The organism is Arenimonas sp. (genome assembly GCF_044353605.1).
Classification (GTDB): domain Bacteria; phylum Pseudomonadota; class Gammaproteobacteria; order Xanthomonadales; family Xanthomonadaceae; genus Arenimonas.
Genome location: NZ_JBILBO010000002.1, coordinates 199,823 through 222,812, shown reverse-complemented (window position 1 = coordinate 222,812; position 22,990 = coordinate 199,823). Strand labels below are relative to the sequence as shown.

Annotated in this window: 25 protein-coding genes and 1 pseudogene; 17 read left to right on the top strand and 9 right to left on the bottom strand. The window is 61.4% G+C overall.

Annotation, left to right across the window (positions count from 1 at the left end; genetic code table 11):
- Window positions 1-323 (top strand): annotated as a pseudogene (locus tag ACIQ1A_RS02380) (nucleotidyltransferase family protein); the annotation flags it as partial.
- Between the two features lie 7 nt (window positions 324-330).
- Here the strand turns inward: ACIQ1A_RS02380 and hda are convergent.
- From hda to ACIQ1A_RS02365, 3 genes are read right to left on the bottom strand one after another with little or no spacing between them, the layout of a single operon-like run.
- Complete coding sequence (hda, locus tag ACIQ1A_RS02375; protein ID WP_395769477.1) at window positions 331-1,023, bottom strand: DnaA regulatory inactivator Hda; 693 nt, start codon at window positions 1,021-1,023, stop codon at window positions 331-333.
- Window positions 1,020-2,120 carry an AI-2E family transporter gene (locus ACIQ1A_RS02370; protein WP_395769476.1) on the bottom strand — a complete coding sequence of 367 codons (1,101 nt, stop codon included), beginning with the start codon at window positions 2,118-2,120 and terminating at the stop codon, window positions 1,020-1,022. The genes hda and ACIQ1A_RS02370 overlap by 4 nt, the downstream gene beginning before the upstream one ends.
- Window positions 2,117-3,361: a DUF2066 domain-containing protein gene (locus ACIQ1A_RS02365; protein ID WP_395769475.1), complete on the bottom strand. Its 1,245-nt coding sequence runs from the start codon at window positions 3,359-3,361 to the stop codon at window positions 2,117-2,119. Before ACIQ1A_RS02365 ends, ACIQ1A_RS02370 begins: the two co-directional genes overlap by 4 nt.
- A gap of 89 nt (window positions 3,362-3,450) precedes the next feature.
- On the opposite strand from ACIQ1A_RS02365, the gene purM reads away from it, so the two are divergent.
- Genes purM through ACIQ1A_RS02350 form a run of 3 tightly spaced genes read left to right on the top strand, consistent with a single transcriptional unit; the run spans window position 3,451 to window position 5,829 of the window.
- On the top strand, window positions 3,451-4,488 hold the full coding sequence (gene purM, locus ACIQ1A_RS02360; RefSeq protein ID WP_395769474.1) for a phosphoribosylformylglycinamidine cyclo-ligase: 1,038 nt from the start codon (window positions 3,451-3,453) through the stop codon (window positions 4,486-4,488).
- Window positions 4,466-5,122, top strand: a complete 657-nt coding sequence (gene purN, locus ACIQ1A_RS02355) for a phosphoribosylglycinamide formyltransferase (RefSeq protein WP_395769473.1) — start codon at window positions 4,466-4,468, stop codon at window positions 5,120-5,122. Before purM ends, purN begins: the two co-directional genes overlap by 23 nt.
- Before the next feature lie 2 nt (window positions 5,123-5,124).
- On the top strand, window positions 5,125-5,829 hold the full coding sequence (locus ACIQ1A_RS02350) for a DUF3108 domain-containing protein (protein WP_395769472.1): 705 nt from the start codon (window positions 5,125-5,127) through the stop codon (window positions 5,827-5,829).
- Here ACIQ1A_RS02350 and murA read toward each other — a convergent pair whose 3' ends face one another.
- Window positions 5,830-7,086: a UDP-N-acetylglucosamine 1-carboxyvinyltransferase gene (murA, locus tag ACIQ1A_RS02345; protein ID WP_395769471.1), complete on the bottom strand. Its 1,257-nt coding sequence runs from the start codon at window positions 7,084-7,086 to the stop codon at window positions 5,830-5,832.
- Window positions 7,087-7,095: 9 nt separating this feature from the next.
- On the bottom strand, window positions 7,096-7,332 hold the full coding sequence (locus tag ACIQ1A_RS02340) for a BolA family protein (protein WP_297800728.1): 237 nt from the start codon (window positions 7,330-7,332) through the stop codon (window positions 7,096-7,098).
- Window positions 7,333-7,393: 61 nt separating this feature from the next.
- Here ACIQ1A_RS02340 and ACIQ1A_RS02335 point away from each other — a divergent pair, with 61 nt between their 5' ends.
- The 13 genes from ACIQ1A_RS02335 (at window position 7,394) to ACIQ1A_RS02275 (ending at window position 17,476) form a co-directional block, all read left to right on the top strand.
- Entirely contained in the window at window positions 7,394-8,395 is a 1,002-nt protein-coding gene (locus ACIQ1A_RS02335; protein ID WP_395769470.1) for an SIS domain-containing protein, read from the top strand.
- Window positions 8,395-8,922: a KdsC family phosphatase gene (locus ACIQ1A_RS02330; RefSeq protein WP_395769469.1), complete on the top strand. Its 528-nt coding sequence runs from the start codon at window positions 8,395-8,397 to the stop codon at window positions 8,920-8,922. Before ACIQ1A_RS02335 ends, ACIQ1A_RS02330 begins: the two co-directional genes overlap by 1 nt.
- Window positions 8,919-9,476, top strand: coding sequence for an LPS export ABC transporter periplasmic protein LptC (gene lptC, locus ACIQ1A_RS02325; RefSeq protein WP_395769468.1), 558 nt, complete (start codon window positions 8,919-8,921; stop codon window positions 9,474-9,476). The genes ACIQ1A_RS02330 and lptC overlap by 4 nt, the downstream gene beginning before the upstream one ends.
- Complete coding sequence (gene lptA, locus ACIQ1A_RS02320; protein ID WP_395769467.1) at window positions 9,463-9,960, top strand: lipopolysaccharide transport periplasmic protein LptA; 498 nt, start codon at window positions 9,463-9,465, stop codon at window positions 9,958-9,960. The genes lptC and lptA overlap by 14 nt, the downstream gene beginning before the upstream one ends.
- Window positions 9,960-10,679: an LPS export ABC transporter ATP-binding protein gene (gene lptB, locus ACIQ1A_RS02315; RefSeq protein ID WP_395769466.1), complete on the top strand. Its 720-nt coding sequence runs from the start codon at window positions 9,960-9,962 to the stop codon at window positions 10,677-10,679. Before lptA ends, lptB begins: the two co-directional genes overlap by 1 nt.
- A 7-nt stretch (window positions 10,680-10,686) precedes the next feature.
- Window positions 10,687-12,072 (top strand): RNA polymerase factor sigma-54, encoded by a 1,386-nt coding sequence (rpoN, locus tag ACIQ1A_RS02310; RefSeq protein ID WP_395769465.1) that lies wholly within the window; start codon window positions 10,687-10,689, stop codon window positions 12,070-12,072.
- 76 nt (window positions 12,073-12,148) lie between these two features.
- On the top strand, window positions 12,149-12,475 hold the full coding sequence (gene hpf / locus ACIQ1A_RS02305; protein ID WP_395769464.1) for a ribosome hibernation-promoting factor, HPF/YfiA family: 327 nt from the start codon (window positions 12,149-12,151) through the stop codon (window positions 12,473-12,475).
- A gap of 30 nt (window positions 12,476-12,505) precedes the next feature.
- Window positions 12,506-13,459, top strand: coding sequence for an HPr(Ser) kinase/phosphatase (gene hprK / locus ACIQ1A_RS02300; RefSeq protein ID WP_395769463.1), 954 nt, complete (start codon window positions 12,506-12,508; stop codon window positions 13,457-13,459).
- On the top strand, window positions 13,456-14,328 hold the full coding sequence (gene rapZ, locus ACIQ1A_RS02295) for an RNase adapter RapZ (RefSeq protein ID WP_395769462.1): 873 nt from the start codon (window positions 13,456-13,458) through the stop codon (window positions 14,326-14,328). Before hprK ends, rapZ begins: the two co-directional genes overlap by 4 nt.
- Window positions 14,329-14,330: 2 nt before the next feature.
- Window positions 14,331-14,594: an HPr family phosphocarrier protein gene (locus ACIQ1A_RS02290; RefSeq protein ID WP_395769461.1), complete on the top strand. Its 264-nt coding sequence runs from the start codon at window positions 14,331-14,333 to the stop codon at window positions 14,592-14,594.
- Between the two features lie 66 nt (window positions 14,595-14,660).
- Window positions 14,661-16,028: a magnesium transporter gene (gene mgtE, locus ACIQ1A_RS02285; protein WP_395769460.1), complete on the top strand. Its 1,368-nt coding sequence runs from the start codon at window positions 14,661-14,663 to the stop codon at window positions 16,026-16,028.
- Window positions 16,029-17,195: a YeeE/YedE family protein gene (locus ACIQ1A_RS02280; protein ID WP_395769459.1), complete on the top strand. Its 1,167-nt coding sequence runs from the start codon at window positions 16,029-16,031 to the stop codon at window positions 17,193-17,195.
- A 17-nt stretch (window positions 17,196-17,212) separates the two neighbouring features.
- On the top strand, window positions 17,213-17,476 hold the full coding sequence (locus ACIQ1A_RS02275) for a DUF1294 domain-containing protein (RefSeq protein WP_395769458.1): 264 nt from the start codon (window positions 17,213-17,215) through the stop codon (window positions 17,474-17,476).
- Window positions 17,477-17,485: 9 nt separating this feature from the next.
- Here ACIQ1A_RS02275 and tsaB read toward each other — a convergent pair whose 3' ends face one another.
- From tsaB to mrcB, 4 genes are read right to left on the bottom strand one after another with little or no spacing between them, the layout of a single operon-like run.
- On the bottom strand, window positions 17,486-18,169 hold the full coding sequence (gene tsaB, locus ACIQ1A_RS02270) for a tRNA (adenosine(37)-N6)-threonylcarbamoyltransferase complex dimerization subunit type 1 TsaB (RefSeq protein ID WP_395769457.1): 684 nt from the start codon (window positions 18,167-18,169) through the stop codon (window positions 17,486-17,488).
- Window positions 18,166-20,112 carry an ATP-dependent DNA helicase gene (locus tag ACIQ1A_RS02265; protein WP_395769456.1) on the bottom strand — a complete coding sequence of 649 codons (1,947 nt, stop codon included), beginning with the start codon at window positions 20,110-20,112 and terminating at the stop codon, window positions 18,166-18,168. The genes tsaB and ACIQ1A_RS02265 overlap by 4 nt, the downstream gene beginning before the upstream one ends.
- Window positions 20,112-20,615, bottom strand: coding sequence for a tetratricopeptide repeat protein (locus ACIQ1A_RS02260; RefSeq protein WP_395769455.1), 504 nt, complete (start codon window positions 20,613-20,615; stop codon window positions 20,112-20,114). Before ACIQ1A_RS02260 ends, ACIQ1A_RS02265 begins: the two co-directional genes overlap by 1 nt.
- Window positions 20,612-22,987, bottom strand: coding sequence for a penicillin-binding protein 1B (gene mrcB / locus ACIQ1A_RS02255; protein WP_395769454.1), 2,376 nt, complete (start codon window positions 22,985-22,987; stop codon window positions 20,612-20,614). The genes ACIQ1A_RS02260 and mrcB overlap by 4 nt, the downstream gene beginning before the upstream one ends.
- Window positions 22,988-22,990: the final 3 nt, after the last annotated feature.

The window sequence follows — 22,990 nt, the reverse complement described above, 5'->3', positions numbered from 1 at the left end:
TGGCGCATCTGGTGATGGTCGATAATCCCGAACACAATCCGGCCGGCGACTTCGCACTGCAGCCCGATGGCCGTCTGGCCTCGGAAGGGCCGTCGCGTCTGACCTTTTCCGGCATCGGCGTGTACCGTCCGGAATTGCTGTGGGAGTGCCGGTCCGATTGGCAGAAATACGATGTCGCGCATCCGCGCTTCAAACTCGCACCGATTCTGCGTGCGGCCATGCATGCCGGAAAAATTACCGGCGAACACTACCGCGGGCAATGGACCGATGTCGGTACGCCGGAACGTCTGGCGGAGTTGGATCGCACGCTGCGCAACCGCTAAGGCGGCGTTAGCCCTCGGTGTGCAGCACCGATTTGATGAACGGTACGGTCAGGCGCCGTTGCGCGGCCAAACTGGCATGGTCGAGCCGATCGAGCAATTGGCTGAGCGTATGCAGATCACGGCTGACGCGGGTGAACAGATAATCCAACACCGCTTCATCCATCTGCAGACCGCGGCCGGCGGCGCGGCGTTGCAACACGCGGCGTTTGCCGTACTCATCGAGCACCTCGGCATGCAAACGCAATCCCTGCTCCAGACGCGACACCAGATCCGGCAAGCCGATGCCGAGTTGGGCCGGCATGGCGGTGGCGGTGAACAACAGGCGCATGCCTTCGGCGCCGGCGCGGTTGTAAAAATGGAAGAGCGCCTCTTCGGCGTCACGGTTGCCGGCCAGTGCCTGCACGTCGTCCAGACACACCAAGGCCAGACCGCTCAAGCCGTCCAGCACCTCGGCCAACATGCCCGAGGCACGGGTCAAGGGCACATAGACCGCGGCCTGCCCCAGCGCAAGTGCGTGTCCGGCACTGGCCCGCAACAGATGGGTCTTCCCGGCGCCTTGGGCGCCGACCAGAAAGATGTGATGCGCGGCTTTGCCTTCGGCGGCCTGCTCGAAAGCCTGCCGGACCGGGTCCTGGCCGAGAAAATCGATGAAGCGGTGGTCGGTGCCGGCCTTGAACGCCAACGGCAGCTGCGTGCTCACACGTCCGGCCTTGGCGGCGAATCGGCGTTGGGCGCTGGCGGCAGGGCTACATACATGCGGCTTTTCAGGTAACGCTCTTCGTAGAGGTATTTGAACACCACATTGAGCACGGCCGAAACCGGCAAGGCCAGCAGGACGCCAAGGAAGCCGAACAGCAAACCGCCGGCCATCAATACGAAAATCACCATCACCGGATTCAGACCGATGCGGTCGCCGACGATGCGCGGGGTCAGGATGAAACTTTCCGTGAACTGGCCGATGCCGTACACCACAACAACCCAAATCAGATGCTGGATGTCGCCGAACTGGATGATGCTGGCGATGGCGGCCAGCACGATGCCGACCACGAAGCCCATGTAGGGCACGAAATTCAAGGCGCCGGACAGAAAGCCGATTAGCATTGCCGACTCGATGCCGACCAACCACAGGCCGCCGGCATACAGCGCGCCCAGGCAGAGCATGACCCGGAACTGGCCATCGATGAAACCGCCCAACACACTGTTCGATTCGCGGCTGAGCCGGACCACGGTGGCTTCATACGGACGCGGAATGGACTGATGCAGCTTGGACAGAATCGCATTCCAGTCACGCAGGAAATAGAAGGTGATCAGCGGTACCAGCAACATATTGGACACGAATGCCAGGACCGCACCGGAAGACCGGGTAATGGTGCCGATCAGGGACGCCGCCGCATTGCCGATCTCTTTTTTATACGGTTCAATCCAGGCTTCGAAATGTTCACGATCGGAAAAATTCATGACATCGATGGGCAGATGCAGCGCCAGCCAGGGCAGCGCCGTTTCGCGGATCCAGATCAGAAACCGAGGCACGCCGTCGACCAGCGACGACAGTTGCATCCACAGCAACGGAATCAGAATCAGCAGGCCGAGGATCAATCCGCCGAACAGCACTGCCAAGGCCAACAGCACGGCATTGTCATGCTTCAGACCCCAACGCTCGAAGCGACGCACCAGTGGCACGCCCATCCAGGCCAGTACCAGCGAGAAAATAAAGGGGAACAGAATCGGGCTGAGCAGCCATACCGCCACGGCCAGCAGCAGCAGAAGCAGCGGAAATTGCCATTTGAGTGGAATCATCGGTCGGCGTTCCGCAGCAGGTAACGTTCGATGAATTCGGTGCGGACCGCGCTGCCGTCGACCGGATCGCCGGCGGCGGCAGGAAGCGCGATGCTGACCGGGCCCAGAGGCTGCAGGGTGTTATTGGTGCGCATCAGGCCGCGGAAGGCATGAACCCCGCTGCGCAGATCCACCCGCAACATCAATTTGCCGGGCACCGCCACATCCACATCGACGCTGCGCACCGTGGCATGGGTTTGCAGGAAGCCGAGTGCACGCACGTAATCAGACAGGGAATCGATGCCGCTGATTTCCATGCGCACCTCCCCGGAACGACCGGCATCCAAGGCGCTGGAATCGCGCTTGGCAAAATACTCGGCGGTGCGGTCGGCGCCCGAGGCGATGACCTTGCGGGCGTCGGCTTCAGTCACCGGCCAGCGCGAGAGCTCCGCGCCGTCCTGCCAAAGCAACCACCACGCCGACCAGCCGCTGACCGAGCGGTAGACCTTGCCGATCAACAGGGTGTTGTTGCGATAACGGGCGTTGATCGGATTCAACGCCTTGCCATCGAGATTCTGGATGGCCGGCACCGCCGCCTGATCGGCAGCACTGCCTTGCGGGACCAAAAAGCGGATGCCCCGCTCAAGGCCGCGGTCGGCCAGGGATTTGATCACGTTCAATTGCTTCGAGGTCACCAGACGCGGGCCACGGCCATCATCGATGGTGAGCCACAGCATCGGCTTCGGGCGTTCGCCGGTCCAGTAGCGGTAGCCGGCGGCGGCAATCAGCGAATCGACCGGATTGGGATCGAAGCTGACCCGCAGCGAGGCCTTCAGCACCGGCGCACCCCCCACCAGCGTGTTGCCCTCGGTGTCCGATGCGGTTTGATTGGCATTGCTGCTCTGCACCCACTTCGGCGCATTGGACAGCGCCCCGCGGATGACCGGATTGCCGCCGGCATCGGTGCGGCCGGTCAGTTGATTGACCACTTGGACCAGTGCCCGGGCATAAGCGGCACTGCGGGCGTCTTCGCCCTGCGACAGCAGCTCGACGGTGGTGCTGTACAGTTCGGGATTGCGCACCGGACGTTTGCGTTCAACCGGCGCGACTTCTTCGTCATCCGCCGGTGTCGCAGACTTGGCAGGGGATGCGGTTTTGGCCACAGCTGGCTTGGCCGGCGTCGCGGTCTGCGCGGCAAGCAGGCCAGCGCCCGCCATCAGCAGCGAAAACAGGGCGATACGGGCGAAATGGCGGGACATCATGGAGGTATCTTGCCTCAGTTTATGGGGTTTTGCACCGTCTATTATCGCTTAACTGGTAGAATACGACTTTCTTTTTTCGGAATGACGGCGTGACCCCGGAAAACACCCCACTGAGCTACCGCGACGCCGGCGTTGACATCGATGCCGGCAATACCGTGGTCGAACGCATCAAACCCCTGGTCAAGAAAACCTTCCGTCCCGAAGTGATGGGCGGACTGGGCGGCTTCGGCGCGCTGTTCGATCTTTCCGGCCGTTACCGCGAACCGGTGCTGGTGTCCGGCACCGACGGCGTCGGCACCAAACTGAAACTGGCGCAGCAGCTGAACCGCCATGACAGCATCGGCATCGATCTGGTCGCCATGTGCGTCAACGACGTGCTGGTGCAAGGTGCCGAGCCCCTGTTCTTCCTCGATTATTTCGCCACCGGCAAACTCGATATCGAGACCACGGTCGCCGTTGTCGGCGGCATCGCCAAAGGCTGCGAAATGAGCGGCTGCGCGCTGATCGGCGGCGAAACCGCGGAAATGCCCGATATGTATCCGCCCGGCGAATACGATCTGGCCGGCTTCACCGTGGCTGCGGTGGAAAAATCCGAAATCATCGACGGCAGCGAGGTACGCGCCGGCGACATCTTAATTGGAATCGACTCGTCCGGTCCGCACTCGAACGGCTATTCGCTGGTCCGCAAGATCTATGATCGCGCCGGCCGACCGGCCGATCTGGATGTCGGCGGTGTGCGTCTGATCGACGCGTTGATGGCGCCGACGCAACTTTATGTGAAACCGATTCTGGCCCTGCTCAAGCAGCACCGCATTCCGGCCATGGCACACATCACCGGCGGCGGCCTGAGCGAAAACATCATCCGCGTCATTCCCGAAGGCCTGGGCCTCGACATCGAAGCCAGCACCCTGGTGTTGCCACCGGTGTTTGACTGGCTGCAGCGCGAAGGCAATGTCGCCGCGCCGGAAATGTGGCGCACCTTCAACTGCGGCGTCGGTTTCGTGCTGGTCGTGCATCCCGAGCAGAGCGTCGCCGTCGGCAACGCACTCGACGCCCTCGGCCTTGGCCACAAAACCATCGGCCAGGTGGTCACGCGCAGCGGCGATGAGCGCACCCGCATCGCCTGAAGCCCTGCGGGTCGCGGTCTTCGCCTCGGGCCGCGGCAGTAACCTGCAGGCCCTGCATCAGGCGGCGAGCAGCGGCGAATTGCCGATACAAATCGTTGGGGTTTTTTCCGATAAAGCCGATTCCGGTGCCATCGCCTATGCCGATGCACAGCACATTGCGTGCGCCCACCTCGATCCGAAATCGTTTGCCACGCGCGAGGATTTCGACGTAGCCTTGATGCAGAAAGCCGCCGCCGTTTGTCCTGAATTGATTGTCTGCGCCGGCTTCATGCGCATCATTTCGGAATCCGGCATCCACGCCGCGCCCTGCCCGATGATCAACATCCATCCCTCGCTGCTGCCCAAATACCCCGGCCTGCATACCCATGCCCGTGCGCTGGCGGCCGGCGATGGCGAACATGGCGCCAGCGTGCATCGGGTTGAGTCGGTACTCGATGGCGGCCGCATCTTGAGCCAAGCCAAAATCGCCGTGCTGCCCGATGACTCGCCGGAACACCTGGCAGAACGGGTGCTCGCCATCGAACACCCACTCTTAATCGCGACTGTACGGGCCATCGCCGATGGCCGTATCAGCCTGCATGACGGTGCGGACACTCGGGTATCATGGCTCAATCACCGACTCGAACTGGAATGACCATGCGCCGTGTTGTCCTCGGTTTGCTGCTGCTGAGCTTCAGTGCCACCGGTCTTGCCGACAGCCTGGACGGCTTCAGCTACAAGCTGCGCGTGTACCGCAACGGCTCCGCGCTGGGCACCGCCGACATGCAGTACGTGCTGAAGGAAGATGGTTTTTCGCAGTTCATCACCCGGACCAACGGCACCGATGGCGTGGCCAGTCTGGCCGGCGCCGGTGTGACCGAAACCAGCCAGCTGATCCGCCGCAACGGGGAGCTGGAGCTGGTCAGTAGCCGCATCGACACCAAGGTGGCGTGGAAGACCGGCACCAAATCGACCGCATTGCAGAAAGGCGCCAAAATCTATGAATTCGTCGACGGCAAAGACCGTCGTCAGGCGCCCTATGCGCCCGGCCTGCTCGATCAGCACAGCCTGACCTTGGCCTTGCTGGAAGATCTGCGCGCCGGCAAAGGGCCGCAGTTCGTGTACAAGATCATCAACAAAGGCCGACTGGAGACCTATACCTTCAAGCGCGTCGGCGAACAGAAACTGGACACCAGCTTGGGTAAACTCGATACCGTGCGCATCGACCGCATCCGCGAAAGCAGTGATGGCCGCAGCACGCGGATTTATTTCGCCAAATCCTTGGATTACGCGCCGGTGCTGATCCAGGAACTCAACAGCAAAGGCGACAACATCGAGATGCGTATCCTGACGGTACGCTGATCAACTCACGCGTTTGATGCGGGCGCCCAGTCCGCGGAATTTTTCTTCGATGTTTTCATAGCCGCGGTCGATGTGATAAATACGGTCGATGACGGTTTCGCCCTTGGCAACCAGACCGGCCAACACCAAGGACGCCGAGGCCCGCAGATCGGTCGCCATGACCGGAGCGCCGGTCAGTTCCCGCACGCCGCGCACGATGGCGGTGTGGCCATCAATCTTGACGTCCGCGCCCAGGCGCTGCAGTTCGTTCATGTGCATGAAGCGGTTTTCGAAAATGGTTTCCTTGATCACGCCGACACCGTCGGCGATGCAGTTCATCGCGGCGAACTGGGCCTGCATGTCGGTCGGAAAGGCCGGATACGGCGCGGTGGTGATGTTGACCGCTTTCGGACGGCGGCCGCCCATGTCGAGCGTGATGCTGTCGGCGGTGGTGCTGATGTCGGCACCGGCTTCGACCAGCTTCTGCAGCACGGAATCCATGTAGTCGGCGCGGGCGCGCCGGCACACCACACGGCCGCCGGTCATTGCCGCCGCCACCAGGAAGGTGCCGGTTTCGATGCGGTCGGCTTGCACCTGATAGGTGCCCCCGTGCAGGCGTTCAACGCCCTCAATGGTCAGGGTGCTGGTGCCGATGCCGTCAATCTTGGCGCCCAAAGCCTGCAGGCACAGCGCGAGATCGATGATTTCCGGTTCCTGTGCGCAGTTTTCCAGAACGGTGGTGCCCTGCGCCAGTACGGCCGCGCTCAATACGTTTTCGGTGGCGCCGACGCTGACCATGTCGAACACGAAACGGCCGCCTTTGAGCCGGTCGCATTTGGCTTTCACGAAACCGTTTTCAACCGTGACTTCGGCACCGAGTGCCTGCATGCCGCGAATGTGCAGATCGACCGGGCGCGAACCGATGGCGCAGCCACCGGGCAGCGAGACTTCGGCATGGCCGAACTTCGCCAGCAAGGGGCCGAGAACCAGAATCGAGGCCCGCATGGTCTTGACCAGCTCGTAGGGCGCCACGGTCTGGTTGACGGATCGTGGATCGATGTGAAGGGTCTGATTGTCATCGACCGTAATCTTGGCACCGAGCGCGCCGAGCAGGCTGATGGTGGTGGTGACATCGTGCAGGTGCGGCACGTTGGACAGGGTCACCGGCTCGTCGGCCAGGATGGTGGCGCACAGGATGGGCAGCACGGCGTTCTTGGCGCCGGAAATCTGCACTTCGCCATGGAGGACGTCGCCGCCGTTGATGATGATCTTCGCCATGGAACGTCCTTATGCGCGACCGGCTTCGGCCGGAGTCAGGGTTTTGAGAGCAAGCGCGTGGATTTCACCGCCCATTTTGTCGCCCAGGGTGGCGTACACCATGCGGTGACGGGCCAGTGGCAGTTTACCGGCGAAGGCCTCATGCACGATCAGGGCTTCGAAATGCACGCCGTCATCGCCGAACACCTCGACCTGGGCACCGGGCAGACCGGCTTGAATCATCTGGGCTATGGTCTCGGGAGACATCCGCACACGCTCGCATCATAAGTCGTACAATAAGGCGACATGATACCGCTAAAGACGGCCGATGACCCTTCACAGCGCTGAAAAATTTTCGAGCGATGACGCCTGGATCACTGCCGGGCGCCGGGTGCTGTCGGTCGAAACCCGTGCCCTGCAGCATCTGGAAAGCCGGCTCGACGCCCGCTTTGCCGAAGCCTGCCGACACCTGTTGGCCTGTACCGGCCGTGTGGTCTGTACCGGCATGGGTAAATCCGGGCATGTCGCCAACAAAATCGCCGCCACCCTCGCCTCCACCGGTACCCCGGCGTTTTACGTGCATCCGGGCGAAGCCAGTCACGGCGATCTCGGCATGATTACCGATGCCGATGTCGTGCTGGCGCTGTCCTACTCCGGCGAGTCCGATGAAATCAACATGATCATGCCGGTGCTCAAGCGCCAGGGCAACATCGTCATCAGCATGACCGGCAAGCCGCAATCGCGTCTGGCCGGATTCTCCGATGTGCACCTGGATGTGGCCGTGCCCGAAGAAGCCTGTCCGCACGGCTTGGCGCCGACCTCCAGCACCACGGTCAGCCTGGCCCTCGGCGATGCTCTGGCGGTGGCCCTGCTGGAAGCGCGTGGCTTCAGTTCCGACGATTTCGCCCGCTCGCATCCGGCCGGCAGTCTCGGCCGCCGCCTGTTGGTGCGCATTGATGACCTTATGCATCAAGGCCCCGATTTGCCTGCAGTGGGTCCCGATGCCAGTGTGACCGAAGCATTACTGGAAATCAGCCAGAAGCGCTTGGGCATGACTGCCGTACTCGATGCCAACCGTCGCCTGCTCGGCGTGTTCACCGATGGCGACTTGCGACGGGCACTGGGCAACGGCCCGGTCGATTTCAACAGCACGCCGGTTTCGGCATTGATGGCCAAACACCCGAAGACGGTTCCGGCCGGCCACCTGGCTGTTGAGGCCGCCCATTTGCTCGAGCAGCACCGCATTAACGGCCTGCTGGTCGTGGATGACGAAGGTCGCTGCGTCGGGGCGCTGAACATTCACGATCTACTGCAGGCACGGGTGGTCTGATGGCCAGTGCCGATGCCCGCGCCAAGAACATCCGACTGGTCTGCTTCGATGTCGATGGCACCCTGACCGATGGCCGCCTGAATTTCGATGAAAACGGCGGAGAAACCAAATCCTTTCATGTCCATGACGGCCAAGGCCTTCGTCTGCTCGAAGATTGCGGCATCCGGGTGGCGCTGATTACCGCACGCCACAGCCGCATCGTGCAAGCCCGCGGCCGCGACCTGCGCTTGCAGCATGTGTTCGATGGCGTCACCGATAAACTGGCCGTCGTCCGGCAGCTCTGCGCCTCCGAGGGCATCACGCTGGAAGAAGTCGCCTACATGGGCGATGACTATCCCGATCTGGCCTGTCTGCAGGCGGTCGGCCTGTCGGCCTGCCCGGCCGATGCCTTGATGCCGATCCAGGCCAATGCCCTGTGGACCAGCCGGTTCAATGGCGGTCATGGTGCGGCCCGTGAATTCTGCGATTTCATCCTGTCCATCCAGGGCAAGGATGAAGAGCTGTTGCGCCGGTTCGGTGCCCCGTGAATTACCGTAAGGCCACCTTGGCCATGAGTGTCGCGGTTGCCGTTCTGGCCATGGTGGTCTGGGACATGCGCGGAGAGCGCGATCAGCAGGCCGAAAAGACCGCACGTTCGGACTACCGACTGCAGGATTTCAGCATGCATGCCTTCAATGAAGACGGCAAGACGGCATTCTCCCTGAAATCACCCTTGCTGGAGCGCGATCCGGACGGAAAATCGCTCACCATCCAAAAGCCGGTGTTCGTGTTTCCTGGCGAGGAAACGGGCCAGAACTGGGATGCCGTCGCTGACAGCGCCTGGGTATCCGACCGCGCCCGCGAAATCCGCCTGCAGCAGAACGTGCTGATCTCCGGCCCGGTATCCCCGAAGGGCCTGAAAACCGAATTCAGTGCCGCCGAACTGAGCATTTTCCCCAAGGAAAACCGAATGCAAAGCACCGGACGGGTGACCGTCAACCACGGCCGCTCTATACTCAGCGGAGTCGGTCTTGAAGCCGACATGAAGCAGCGCCGCGTCCAATTACTCTCGAAGGTCACCGCCCGTTATGCGCCCGAATAATCTGTTTCCCGTGCTGCTGTTTGCCGCCCTGTTCGCCGGCCAGTGCGATGCCAAGAGCAGCGATCGCAAACAGCCGATGGACATCAGCGCCGACAACACCGATGCCCTGCTGACCGACACCAGTGAATCCAGCATCAGCGGCAATGTGCTGATCACCCAGGGCAGCCTGAAAATCGAAGCCGACAAAGCCGTGATTTCACGGGTCAAGGGCGATGTGGTCAAAGTCACCCTCAGCGGTGCGCCCACGCGCATGCAGCAGACCAACGACAACGGCGATGTGATGAAAGCCTCGGCCAAACAGATCGTGTATCTGATCAGCAGCGAACAGATCCAGCTCAACGGCGGCGTACTCATCGACCAGGCCCGCGGCAGCATGCGCGGCGAGTCGATCCGTTACGACCTCAAGACCGGACGATTGACCGGCGGCGGCACCGGCGGGCGCGTGCAGATGCGTCTGAATCCGGCGAGCGGAGCCGGTAACTGATGCTCAGCGCACGCGGTCTTAAAAAATCCTATAAGCAGCGGGCGGTCGTGCATGATTTCGGGCTCGATCTGAATCCGGGCGAAGTGGTCGGCCTGCTTGGTCCGAACGGCGCCGGCAAAACCACCTGCTTTTACATGATCGTCGGGCTGGTGGCCGCCGATGCCGGACGCATCGAGCTTGACGGCCGCAACATCACCGGTCTGGCCATGCACGAACGTGCCCGTCTGGGCCTCGGGTATCTGCCCCAGGAAGCTTCGGTATTCCGCAAAATGTCAGTGTCGGAAAACATCCTGTCGGTACTCGAACTGCGCGCTGATCTCGACGCCGATGGCCGCGATACGGCACTGCATTCCCTGCTTGATGAACTGCAGATCGCCCATGTCGCCACCCAGATGGGCGCCAGCCTTTCCGGCGGCGAACGCCGGCGTGTCGAAATCGCCCGCGCCTTGGCCGCCAATCCGCGCATGATCCTGCTCGACGAACCCTTCGCCGGCGTCGATCCGATTTCCGTACTCGATATCCAGACCATCATCCGCCAACTCAAACAACGGGGCATCGGCGTGCTGATCACCGACCACAACGTCCGTGAAACTCTCGGTATCTGCGACCGCGCCTACATTCTGTTCGAAGGCACGGCCCTGGCCGAAGGCGAGCCGGCCTATCTGTTGGATCATCCCGACGTCCGCCGCGTCTATCTGGGCGAGCAGTTCAAGCTGTAGTCCGCGCATGAAGGCCCGTGCGCAGCTCTCGCCCCGGCAAAGCACCAAGCTGACCCCACAGCTGCAGCTTGCGCTCAAGCTGCTGCAATGCACGCAGACCGAACTCGAGCAGGAAATCGATAACGCCCTGGCCGGCAATCCGATGCTGGAGCGTGTTGAGGCCGACACCGACACCGCGGCGCTAGCGGATGCGTCAGCCGATTTTGCTCCAGAAGACACTGAACATGATGGAGGTGACGTGGACGCGGATTTTCCGCTGTCCGCCATGCCGGAATCGGAACAATCCCTCTTTGATGCCCTGCCGGAACCGAAGACCCTGCGCAGCCATCTCGGCGAGCAGCTGCAGCTCAGTGGTTTGAGCCGTCGTGATCAGGCCATTGGCGAGGCCGTGATTGATAGCCTGGATGATGACGGTTACTGCCAGGCCAGTGCCGATGATTTGCGCATTGCCAGCGCACTGATGCCGCCCGCCGCTGATGCCGAAATCGAAGCAGTCCGTCACCTGATCCAACGCTTCGATCCGGTCGGCGTTGGTTCGCGCACGCTGTCGGAATGCCTGCAGGTGCAACTGGCGCACATCGCGGCGGAACCGGGACTGTTGACACTGGCCACCGACATCGCCGCCCGTCATCTGGACACCCTGGCCAAAGGCGGCGCAACGGCAGTGGCCAAGGCCGGCGGCTATGAGGCCTTGTCGACCGCCGAAGCTGTCGCCTTGTTGAAAACCCTGGACCCCAAACCCGGCGCGCTGTTCCAGTATTCGCGCACCGAGTATGTCGAGCCCGACTTTGCCGTTGTCCCCAAACGTAATGGCTGGCAGGTGCAGAGTCTGCGCGACTCCGGACAACACCTGCGACTGAACGCCTACTACCTCAAACTGACCCGCAACAGCCGTGGCGCCGACGCCGCGCATCTGGCCCAGTACCTGCAGGAAGCCCGCTGGCTGATTGCAGGCATCGCATCACGACGCGAAACCCTGCTGAAAGTGGTGAAAGCGGTCGTGCGCAAACAGACGCCCTTTCTGGACACCGGCCCGACAGCGCTGCAGGCCATGAGCATGCGCGAAATCGCAGAAAGCGTGGGCTTGCATGAGTCGACGGTGTCGCGGGCGTGCAGTGGCAAGTGGCTGACCACCCCGCACGGCATGATCGAACTGGGCAGTCTGTTCGGCTCCGGCATCACCGATGATTCGGGAACCGTTCAGGCAGCCGGTGCCGTGCAAGGCCAGATTGCGGCACTGATTGCGGCCGAGTCCGCGGATAAACCGCTCTCGGACGCCAAGCTGGAAAGACTGCTGGCGGCCCGGGGCCTACCGGTGGCACGCCGGACCATTGCCAAGTACCGGGAAGCCCTCGGTCTTCCGCCTTCACATCAGCGCAAAAAGACCATGTGAACGCCACTGTTGGCTTGATTCTTTTTTAACACCGGCTGTGCTAGCGTGGTCTTGAAACCCAAAGAAGGAGATCCCCATGCAACTGCAAATCACCGGACATCAGGTCGAGGTCACCGCCGCCATCCGCAGCTATGCGGAAGAGAAAATGTCGCGTGTCAAAAAGCACTTCGACCACCATCTCGACATCAAGATGATTCTGTCCGTGGATAAGCTCGAGCAGAAGGCCGAAGCCACCCTGCACACACCGGGGAAAAACCACTTCGCCTTCGCGACCGCACCCGACATGTATGCCGCCATCGACCTGCTGGCCGACAAACTGGACCGGATGGTGGTCAAGAACAAGGAAAAGATGAAAGACCATCACCGTGGCGAAAGCGCGGCAAAGATGGAAAAATTTGGCTAGAATGAAGGCAGTCCTTCCTATCGGCTGCCCATGAACACCAGCATCAGCGCCCGCGAGCTGTTCGACCAGTTGCAGCAGACGCTTGCCTTGCGCTGGTTGGCCGGCAAATCGGGCAAGGATGTCCGGACTGACCGCAACGAAGTCACCTCCAAACGTCCTTCCTTGGCCGGTTACCTCAACGTCATCCATCCCAACAAAGTACAGGTGCTCGGTTTGGCCGAATTGGCCTGGCTCGATCGTCTGGATGCGCGCCTGCGTTGGGAGAACATCAGCAAGATCATCGAACAGAATCCTCTGGCACTGGTCATCAGCCAGGGTCAGCCCTGTCCGACCGATCTGCAGCAGGCCTGCGAAGATGCCCAGGTCGCCCTGTGGGTTTCCGACCGGCGTGGCTTCGAATGCCTGAACCTGCTCCAGCATTTCCTGTCAGTGCGTCTGGCACCGCAAACCTCGCTACATGGTGTGTTCATGGAGATCTTCTCGTTCGGGGTGCTGATCACCGGTGAAGCCGGATCCGGCAAGAGCGAGCTCGCGCTCGAGCTGATCAGCCGCGGTCATCGACTGGTGGCCGATGATGCGCCCGAATTCACCCAGATCACCCCAAGCATCCTTGAAGGCAGTTGCCCGCCGCTGCTGCAGGACATGATGGAAGTGCGCGGCCTCGGCATCATGAACATCCGCCAGATGTTCGGCGACACTTCGGTCAAGAGCAGCAAATACCTGAAGCTGATCATCAATCTGCTGCACTTCCGGCCCGAACACAACAACGCCGACTTCCGCCTGACCGGCACCGCCTCCACCCAACGTGTACTCGACATGGACATTCCGGTGTTCAATCTGCCGGTGGCACCCGGACGCAATCTGGCGGTACTGACGGAAGTGGCCGTACGTCTGCAGATGCTGCGCCAGCAGGGCAAGGACCCGGCCAATGATTTCATGGCCCGGCACCAGCAACTGCTCGACAACACGGATGTGTCTTCATGAGCGCCATACCGTCCAGCCTGGTCATCGTCAGCGGCCTGTCAGGCTCGGGCAAAAGCGTGGCGCTGCGGACACTGGAAGATCTCGGTTTCTACTGCGTCGATAACCTGCCGGCCAATCTGCTGCCGGACCTGGTGCAGAACATGGCCACCGATGATCTGCGCCGCCATCGGGTCGCGGTCGGCATTGATGTGCGCAATCTGACCAACGACCTGCGCCTGATCGGGAATCTGCTGACGCGGGTCAAAGCCCACGGCTTCGACACCAAGCTGGTGTTCTTCGATACCGATGATGCGGTACTGATCAAGCGCTTCTCCGAAACCCGCCGAAAACACCCGCTGTCGATGCAGGGCTTGCCGTTGTCGGATGCCATTGCCGAAGAACGCCGACAGCTGCAACCGCTGGTAGCGCTGGCCGATCTGGTGGTGGACACCACGGAACTGAATGTGCACCAGCTGCGCAAACGCGTTCTTGATGAAGTCCAAGGCCATGCCCGCAGCAGTATTTCAATCCTGTTCGAATCATTCGCCTATAAACGCGGTGTACCGCCGGACGCCGACTTCGTGTTCGACACACGTTGCCTGCCCAATCCGCACTGGGTTCCCGAGTTGCGGCCGCTGTCAGGCAAGGATGCGGCGGTGAAAGCCTATTTCGAAGCCGATCCGCAGGTCGCCACCTATCTGCGGCAAATTACCGAATTCATCGATACCTGGTTGCCGCGCTTCGAGGCCGAAACCCGCAGCTACCTGACCGTGGCCTTCGGCTGTACCGGCGGAAAACACCGCTCGGTCTATCTGGCCGAAAGCCTGACCCGGCACTGCAGTGCCGGCGGGCATGATAAGGTAATGGTGTACCACAGGGAACTGGAGTGATTATGGCGGAACGTAAACTCCTGGTGAGCGCGGAAAATGGACTGCATGCGCAGGCCTCCGCGAAAGTCGTGCAGGTCCTCAGCCATTTCGGCTGCAATGTCAGCTTCAGCCTCGGCAGTCGCGAAGTGAATGCCAAGAGCATCATGGGCGTGATGCTGCTGGCGGCCGGGCCGGGGCGTGAAATCATCGCGCGTGCCGAAGGCGAGGATGCCGATCAAGCCCTGGATGCACTGGAAGCTCTGTTTCTGCGGCGCTTCGAAGATTAAGCGCTTTCCGTCTTTTCACCGCCGCCGATTGCGCGGATAATACCCGGATAACCGGGAGGGCACCGCATGGTTGAACACGTCCGCCACACCAAGACGGCGCAACAGCTGCGCCTGCTCTCTGATGCGCTCGATTCGGGCCGTCTGGGACCGGTGCGGCGTCTGGTCAACATCCTGTCCCCGGCCGAAATCGGCAACCTGCTTGAATCCCTGCCCGCCGCCAAGCGCAATATTGTGTGGGGTCTGGTCGATCCCGAAGACGACGGTGAAGTGCTGGTGCATGTCGGCGAGGACGTGCGCGAAAGCCTGATTGCGGAAATGGACCAGGATGAAATCATCGCGGCCGTGGAAGATCTCGACCTCGACGATCTGGCCGATCTGATCGACGACCTGCCGGACACCGTCATCGAGGAAGTCCTCAAGTCGATGGACCGCGACCACCGCGAACGCCTCGAGCAGGCCTTGTCCTATCCCGAGGACTCCGCCGGCCGACTGATGAACACCGACGTCATCACCGTGCGTGCCGACGTCAACATCGATGTGGTGCTGCGCTATCTGCGTCTGCGCGGCGAAATGCCGGAGCACACCGACTACCTGTATGTGGTCTCGCGTCGCAACCAGTACATGGGCCGGATTTCGGTCAGCGACCTGCTGACCAAGGATCCTTCGACCGCCATCAACGAACTGATCAACGACGAACAGCCGGGCATTCCCCTGGATACCCCCGACAACGAAGTGGCCACGCAGTTCTCGGATCATGACTGGATTTCAGCGCCGGTGGTGGATGCCAACAACATCCTGCTCGGTCGCATCACCATCGATGACGTGGTCGACATCATCCGCGGGCAAGCCGAGCACCAGGCCCTGAGCGCGGTCGGTCTGGATGAAGACGAAGATCTGTTCAGCCCGGTACCGCGCGCGGCCAAACGGCGTGCACTTTGGCTGGGCATCAATCTGGCCACGGCCTTCCTGGCCTCCTGGGTCATCGGGCAATTCGAAGACACGCTGCAGAAGATCGTGCCGCTGGCCATTCTGATGCCGATCGTGGCCAGTATGGGCGGCGTCGCCGCCACCCAGACCCTGACCCTGATGGTGCGCGGCATCGCACTCGGCCAGGTCGGTTTGGGCAATCTGAAAGCCCTGTTCAACAAGGAAACCCTGGTCGGTTTCATCAACGGCATTGTCTGGGCCATCGTGGTCGGTGTGATTTCGGCACTGTGGTTCGAACCGAAAATCGGCATGGTGATCGCCGCGGCCATGCTGATCAATCTGGTGGTGGCGGCCTTGGCCGGCGTGGCCGTGCCCTTGTTGCTGAAACGCATGGACATCGATCCGGCGCTCGCCGGCGGCGTGGTGGTCACCACCGTCACCGATGTGATGGGCTTCCTGGCCTTCCTCGGCCTGGGCACCTGGATCCTGGTCGGCAATCCTGCCTAAATGAGCACCGTCACCCGGTCACCGGCGCAGACCCGAATGATCCTGGTAGCCTTGGTAGGAATTGCCCTGCTGGCACTGCTGATTTCGAGACAGAGTTCCGAAGCGCCACTGGTACCCTTGTTTTTAGTCGGCAGCCTGCTCGGCATCGCCCTGTACCATTCCGTGTTCGGTTTTACGGCGGCATTCCGACTCTTGCTGGCCGAACAACGCAGTGCCGGCTTCCGCGCCCAGATGGTCATGCTCGGCAGTGCCTGCCTGTTGTTTTTTCCGGCGCTTGCCGGCGGCAACTTGTTCGGCCAACCGGTGCAGGGTTTTGTGTCACCGGCAGGCCTTTCGGTGGTGATCGGTTCCTTCCTGTTCGGTATCGGCATGCAACTCGGTGGCGGCTGTGCTTCGGGCACGCTGTTTACCGTCGGCGGGGGCAGCACGCGCATGCTGGTCACGCTGTTGTTTTTCATCCTCGGCGCCATGCTGGGGCTGACCCATCTCGCCTGGTGGAAGACACTGCCGGCCTTGCCACCGGCTTCGATGATCGACCTCATGGGTTGGCCGTTCGCCTTGCTGCTGAACCTCAGTGTGTTCGCCTTGGCGTATTTTGCTGCCGCGCGCATCGAACGTCGGCACCATGGTGCAGTGGAACCCATTGCCAATCAGGGCAATGCCTCATGGCTGCGCGGGCCCTGGCCACTATTGGCCGGCGCCTTAGCCTTGGCCCTGCTCAACTTCACCACCCTGTATCTGGCGGGACGGCCGTGGGGCATCGCCACGGCTTTTGCACTCTGGGGCGGCTCGGTCCTGCAGCTCGTCGGCCTCCCGGTCGGTAGCTGGTCCGGATTTGATACGCCGGCCATGCAAACCACACTGGCCGCCGGCCCCTTGGGCGACATCACCTCGGTCATGGATTTCGGTATCGTGCTCGGGGCTTTGCTGGCGTCGGGACTTGCCGGCAAATTCCTGCCGATCTGGCGGATTCCGCTCTCCCATCTGTTGGCCAGTATGATCGGCGGCCTGCTGCTCGGTTACGGCTCGCGCATCGCTTATGGCTGCAATATCGGCGCTTTCTTCAGCGGCATCGCCTCCGGCAGTCTGCACGGCTGGGTCTGGATCGTGTTCGCGCTGATCGGCAACCGGGCGGGCATTGCGCTTCGTCCCATGTTCAAGCTTTAAGACAAGCCTTACTTCCAATGCACTATGCAGCCATCGCCTTGGCGGTTCTCAATGCCTTTACTATCCTGCTGTATGGCGCAGACAAGGCCGCAGCAAGGCGAGGAGGACGTCGCATCCCCGAAAACCTACTGCACCTTTGTGCCTTGATGGGTGGTTGGCTGGGTGCGTTATTGGCACAGCGGCTGTTTCAGCACAAAACCGGAAAACGTAGGTTTCAATTTGTTTTCCTGATTACGATTTTGGTGAATGGCGCATTCTTGTTCTGGGTTTCCCGCCATTAAAAACCGCACTCAGCCGCCTGCGCGCTCGGCAATGGTCAAGGCGACTTTGTCACGCAGATAGGCCGGTTCAATCTGTTCCGGTGGACAGGCTAGACCGGTGTTGAACCCGAACACGGCCAATTGCAGGAGTGCTTCGGGCTGCGGCAACGCGGAGTCGTCTATACGGCGCAATGCACCGGTGAATCCCGGCGACAACTGCAGCGCATAGGCAGCGAAAGCCGTGCCGGCACCAATCCATTCGCCATCAAAGGGCAGCGCGATGGCCTCGGGTTTGAGCAGACACTCCGGCGCAAGAGCCTGGACGATGCCATCGTGTTTCTGATAAAAGCCCACGTAACACTCACCCATGCGGGCGTCCATGGCCACCACAATCGGTCCGTCATGCGTTTGCGCCTGTGCAATCACCGCCAGTGTGGACACCGGCACCAGCGGAATCCCAAGACCCAGCGCCATGCCCTGTGCCAAAGAAACCGCAAGGCGTACACCGGTGAATGCCCCCGGACCGATACCGACACCGATGGCCTGCAGGTCGGTTTTTTCCAAGCCCGCCTTTGCCAACAGTTGCTCGCTCCAAGGCAGTACGCACTCGGTATGCCGGCGTGGCGTCAGTTCAAACCGGCCATGATGCACATTGCCGGCCGCTACGCCAACGGCGCAGGCTTCGGTACTGGTGTCGAATACAAGCAGATTCATGCCGGCACTTTAGCAAAAAATTCGCGGACATCGTCGATTTCGCGGGTGCGCGGAAACGGCGGCAGCGATTGGATGAATGTCTTGCCGTAGGGTTTACTGACCAAGCGGGTATCGCCCATCATCAGAACACCGCGGTCTTCGAAGCTGCGGATCAGTCGGCCGACACCCTGTTTCAAGGCGATGACCGCAGAGGGAATCTGCTCTTCCATGAACGGATTGCCACCGCGCTGGCGCACCGATTCCAGACGCGCTTCCAACACCGGATCATCGGGAGCGGCGAACGGCAACTTGTCGATGATGACCACGCTCAGGGCATCTCCCGCCACATCCACGCCTTCCCAGAAACTGGCGGCGCCGAGCAACACGCCGTTGCCGGAATTGCGGAAACGTTCCAGCAGCTCCATGCGCGGCGCCGTGCCCTGCACGAACAACGGCCACGGCCCGCCTTCGAGCAGCTGCGCAGCTTGCTTCAGCGCGCGGTGCGAGGTGAACAGCAGAAAGGCGCGGCCGCCGGAAGCTTCCAGTACCGGACGGGCGGCATCCAGCAGGGCATTCACGAAATTCGGACTGGACGGCTCCGGCATCTGCTTGGGCAGATAGAACAGACCTTGATTCTGCCAGTCGAAGGGACTCGGCTGGACCAATACGCGCGGATCATTCAAACCCAGCTTGGCCGCCAGATGATCGACCGACGCATTCACTGCCAGCGTCGCCGAGGTCAGAATCCAGGCGGCCTGACTCTGTTCGCGGTATTGCCGCAAGGGCGTCGAGACATCCATCGGTGTGGCATTCAGGGTGATACCGCGCTGGCTGAGTTCATACCAACGCACGGCCGCCATCGGCACATCAGCATCCGGTTCGCGGTTCAGGCCGCTGCACCAGACGCGCCAGCGCGCCAGCAGCGCATCGGCGCGGGCCGTACATTGATCCAAGGCCGTCGATGCGCCAGCCTGCAACTGCAGATCGGCCAATAGGGTTTCGGCAGCCTCCTGGACATCGTGCAGGGCCGTGAGAATTTTCGACTGTGTGGCCAGAATCGCAGCAGCGCCCTTTCCGGGAACGACTTCGCATTCGGCGCGCAATTGCTTGATGCGCAGCTCCATCGCTTTCACCGGTGGCGCCAACAGCACCGAGCTGCCGGTGATTTTACCGGATTCCAGAAGGATATCCTTGCCCAGATCGAGCCACTGCCGGGTGCTGACCGACTCGCCGAAGAACTGCAGGGCAAGCTCAGGCACCTGATGGGCCTCATCCAGAATGAATACCGAAGCGCCGGGCAGGACTTCACCGAAGCCCTCCTGCTTGATGGCCAGATCGGCCAGCAACAGATGGTGATTGACCACCACGATATCGGCACTCTGCGCCTCTTGGCGTGCCTTGACCAGATGGCACTCGCTCCAGTAAGGGCATTCACTGCCGAGACAATTGTCGGCGGTGGAGCTGACCTGCGGCCAGATCGGGCTGTCTTCGGGAATGCTGGAAAGTTCGGCCAGATCGCCGCGCTTGGTTTTGCCGGCCCACTGCAGCACCCGCTGGAATTGCAGGATGAGGTCACGGCTGGCAAAAGTTTCCGATTTGGCCTGTTCCATCCGGAACAGACAGAGATAGTTGGCACGGCCTTTCAGCAACGCGGAATGTACCGGCGTCGACAGCGCCTGTTTGATGCGCGGCAGATCGCGGTGATAGAGCTGATCCTGCAGGGCTTTGGTGCCGGTGGAGATGATCACGCGTTTGCCGGACAGCAGCGCCGGCACCAGATACGCATAGGTTTTACCGGTGCCGGTGCCGGCCTCGGCGATCAGGACCGCGCGGTCCTCGATGGCACGGGCGATTTCCTCGGACAATGCCTGCTGGCTTTCACGGAATGCGAAGCCCTGCAGCTGGCGGGCCAGAAGCCCATCGGCCGAGAGCGCCTCGGCGCATTGTGCGGTCCATTCCGACATTACAGGCGTTCCGGCGGAACGAGCGTACACTCGTTGAGGTTCTTGGCCAGCTGCGGCGGCGGCAGGCTGCGTCCCTGCGCCATACGTGCGTAATGCATGGTCAGCCAGTTACGTCGACACAGACTGCCGAGCTTGGCTCCGGAATCGAAGGAGCGCCGGGCATACTGCTCGGCCTGCACCCAGGCCCGATCACGGATGGCCAGCTCGGCACGGCTCTGCAGCACCTGCGGATCGGCAGGATTCACCTGCAGCGCCTGATCGAGCAACGTTTTCGCCTGCGCATAATTGCCCACCGCTTCGGCCGCCCCTGCGTTGGCCTGCAAGTCGAGGATGACTTCATCGGCCAAGGCATTAAACACGACTTCATTACCGACTTCTGATTGGGCGCGGATTTTATCCAGCATCTGCTCCGGGCTGAGATCATGTGCGGGCACAGGAGTGGTTTCCGGCCGGCTGCAGGCGACGAGCGCAAGCACCAGCACGATCGGCAGAGCGTATTTCATGGACGGTTCCGGACTTCCGGAACAGGCGTCGGCGATTCCTCGGTAGGCGCTGGCTTGGCACCGGTGAACCAGTCAAGCCAGGATCCGGACTCGGTTTCAGCAGCAGGACGCTCACCACAGGACACGTTGTCGGAAGGCAGGTAACCAGCGATGAATACCGCTCGTCGCGCACCCGGACAGAAATCATCGGTGGTGGCAAAACGCGAAGCATCCAGATAGGCCCATTCCAAACCTTCCCCGGAAATGCGCAAGGGCCGGCTCGGCAGTCGCTTGAACAGCTGCGCCCAGACCCGCATGGCGCCGGTAGCGCCGTACAAACCGGTCGGTTCGTTTTTGTCATTGCCCACCCAGATCACCGCCAGATGATCACCGGTATAGCCGGCATACCAGCTGTCACGCGAATCGTTGCTGGTGCCGGTTTTACCGGCCGATTGCAGATCGCCCAGACCTTCAGACAGCAGGGCACGGGCACTGCCGGAGGTGACCGTCTGCTGTAAACCGAACGCGAGAAGTCGCGCCGCCATGGCATCGCCTTTCTGTGCGATGACCGGTTCTTTTTCGTATTTGCTGAGCGCCTTGCCCTGCGGATCAAGCACGGCACGCACCGATTGCAGGGGCTGCACGCGGCCGCCGGAGGCAAGGAACTGGTAAATCTGCGACATGGTATAGACAGAAAGATCGGCCGATCCCAGCAACAGCGAGGGATGTGCTTTGACTTTCTCGCCGGTCAAGGCATGCACCAGCTCACCGACGCGTCCGGGGCCGACCTGCATACCCAGACGGACCGTGGCCTGATTGTAGGAATTGGCCAAGGCCGAAGACAAGGTCACGGTGCCATGACTCTTGCGATCGGAGTTCTTCGGCTCCCAGATTTTGCCGTCTTCGGTGTTGACCGCGACCGGCTCGTCACTGATCCAGCTCGACAGTGACCAGTCATCCGGACGTGCCAGCGCCAGCATGAACACGAAGGGTTTGATCAAGGATCCGATCGGCCGTTTGGCATCGACCGCACGGTTGAATCCGGGGGTGCCGACATTGCGGTTGCCGACGGCTGCAACGATGTTGCCGGTGCCCGCCTCGGTGACGATGGCACCCGCCTGCAGCTCAGGACCCTTTTCACGCTGAACGCGCGACAAGGTTCCGGTGACTGCTTTCTCCAGATAGTTCTGCGCCGCCGGTGACAGCGTGGTCAGTACAGTCAGACCCTGCCCGCTCAAATCGTCGTCATCGTAATCCTTGGCCAATTGCCGGCGCACGATATCCAGAAAAGCAGGGGCACGGTTACGGGCCAGAATGGGTTTGGCGACAACACCCAGCGGAGCCGCTTTGGCTTTTTCCGCCTGTTCGGGCGTGAACAGCCCGGCTTCGAGGAATTCCTGAATCACAATCGCACGGCGCTTGAGCGCGCGCTCCGGATGCTTGCGCGGATCCCAGTAATACGGGCCCTGAACCAGACCGATCAGCAACGCGATTTCATGGTCCTGCAACTGCGTGACATCACGCCCGAACCAGAAATCGGCACCGGCGGCGATGCCGTGGATGGACTGGTCACCGACCTGACCAAGGTAGACCTGGTTGAGATAGGCCTCGAGGATGGTTTTTTTATCGAAGCGCGCTTCGATGATGAGCGCATAAAGCGCTTCCTTGACCTTGCGGGTAATGGTTTTGGTATTGCTCAGGAAAAGGCTGCGCACCAACTGTTGCGTCAACGTCGAGGCGCCCTGCTCGAATCCGACTTCGCGGATATTGATATAAATGGCACGCGCAACACCCATCGGATCGATGCCGATGTGATTCTCGAAATTACGGTCTTCCACGGCCTGCAAACCCTCGACCAGCAGTTTCGGTACCCGATCGATTTTGACCAGCCGGCGCTCTTCGGTGGTGTTGCCGTACAAGGTGGCAATGCGCACCGGATCGACTTTCGCAGAAGGGATGTTGCGGCGCGTGTTGACATCGCGCACGGCGGCGATGCGGCCAGAAACCAGCAGCACTTCCAGATGGCGCGATGGCACCCTGCCGTTGACGTCGAAGAATTCACGGGTGGTCAGCCGGAAACGGCCGCCACTGCGCCCGTAGCTTCCGGCCAGAACGCCGCGACCGTCATCCTTGTAACCCCCGGCCTGCAGTTCCAGCTCGAGGCTGCTGCCATCCAGAGGCGATCCGGGTTTCAGCACGAGCGGCCGAGCGAAGACTTTGGTCGGTACCTGCCAGTTGAGCTGGGCGAATTGATCGCGAACCTGCTTGTCGAGATACCAGATGTAGGGAATGCCGATGCCGATGAACAGGCCGACTGCAAGGAACAGTAGGCGCCATATCCCGCGCTTGAGCATGGAGTCTTTGGGTGCCGTATCGTTATCGGGTATGTTCACAGG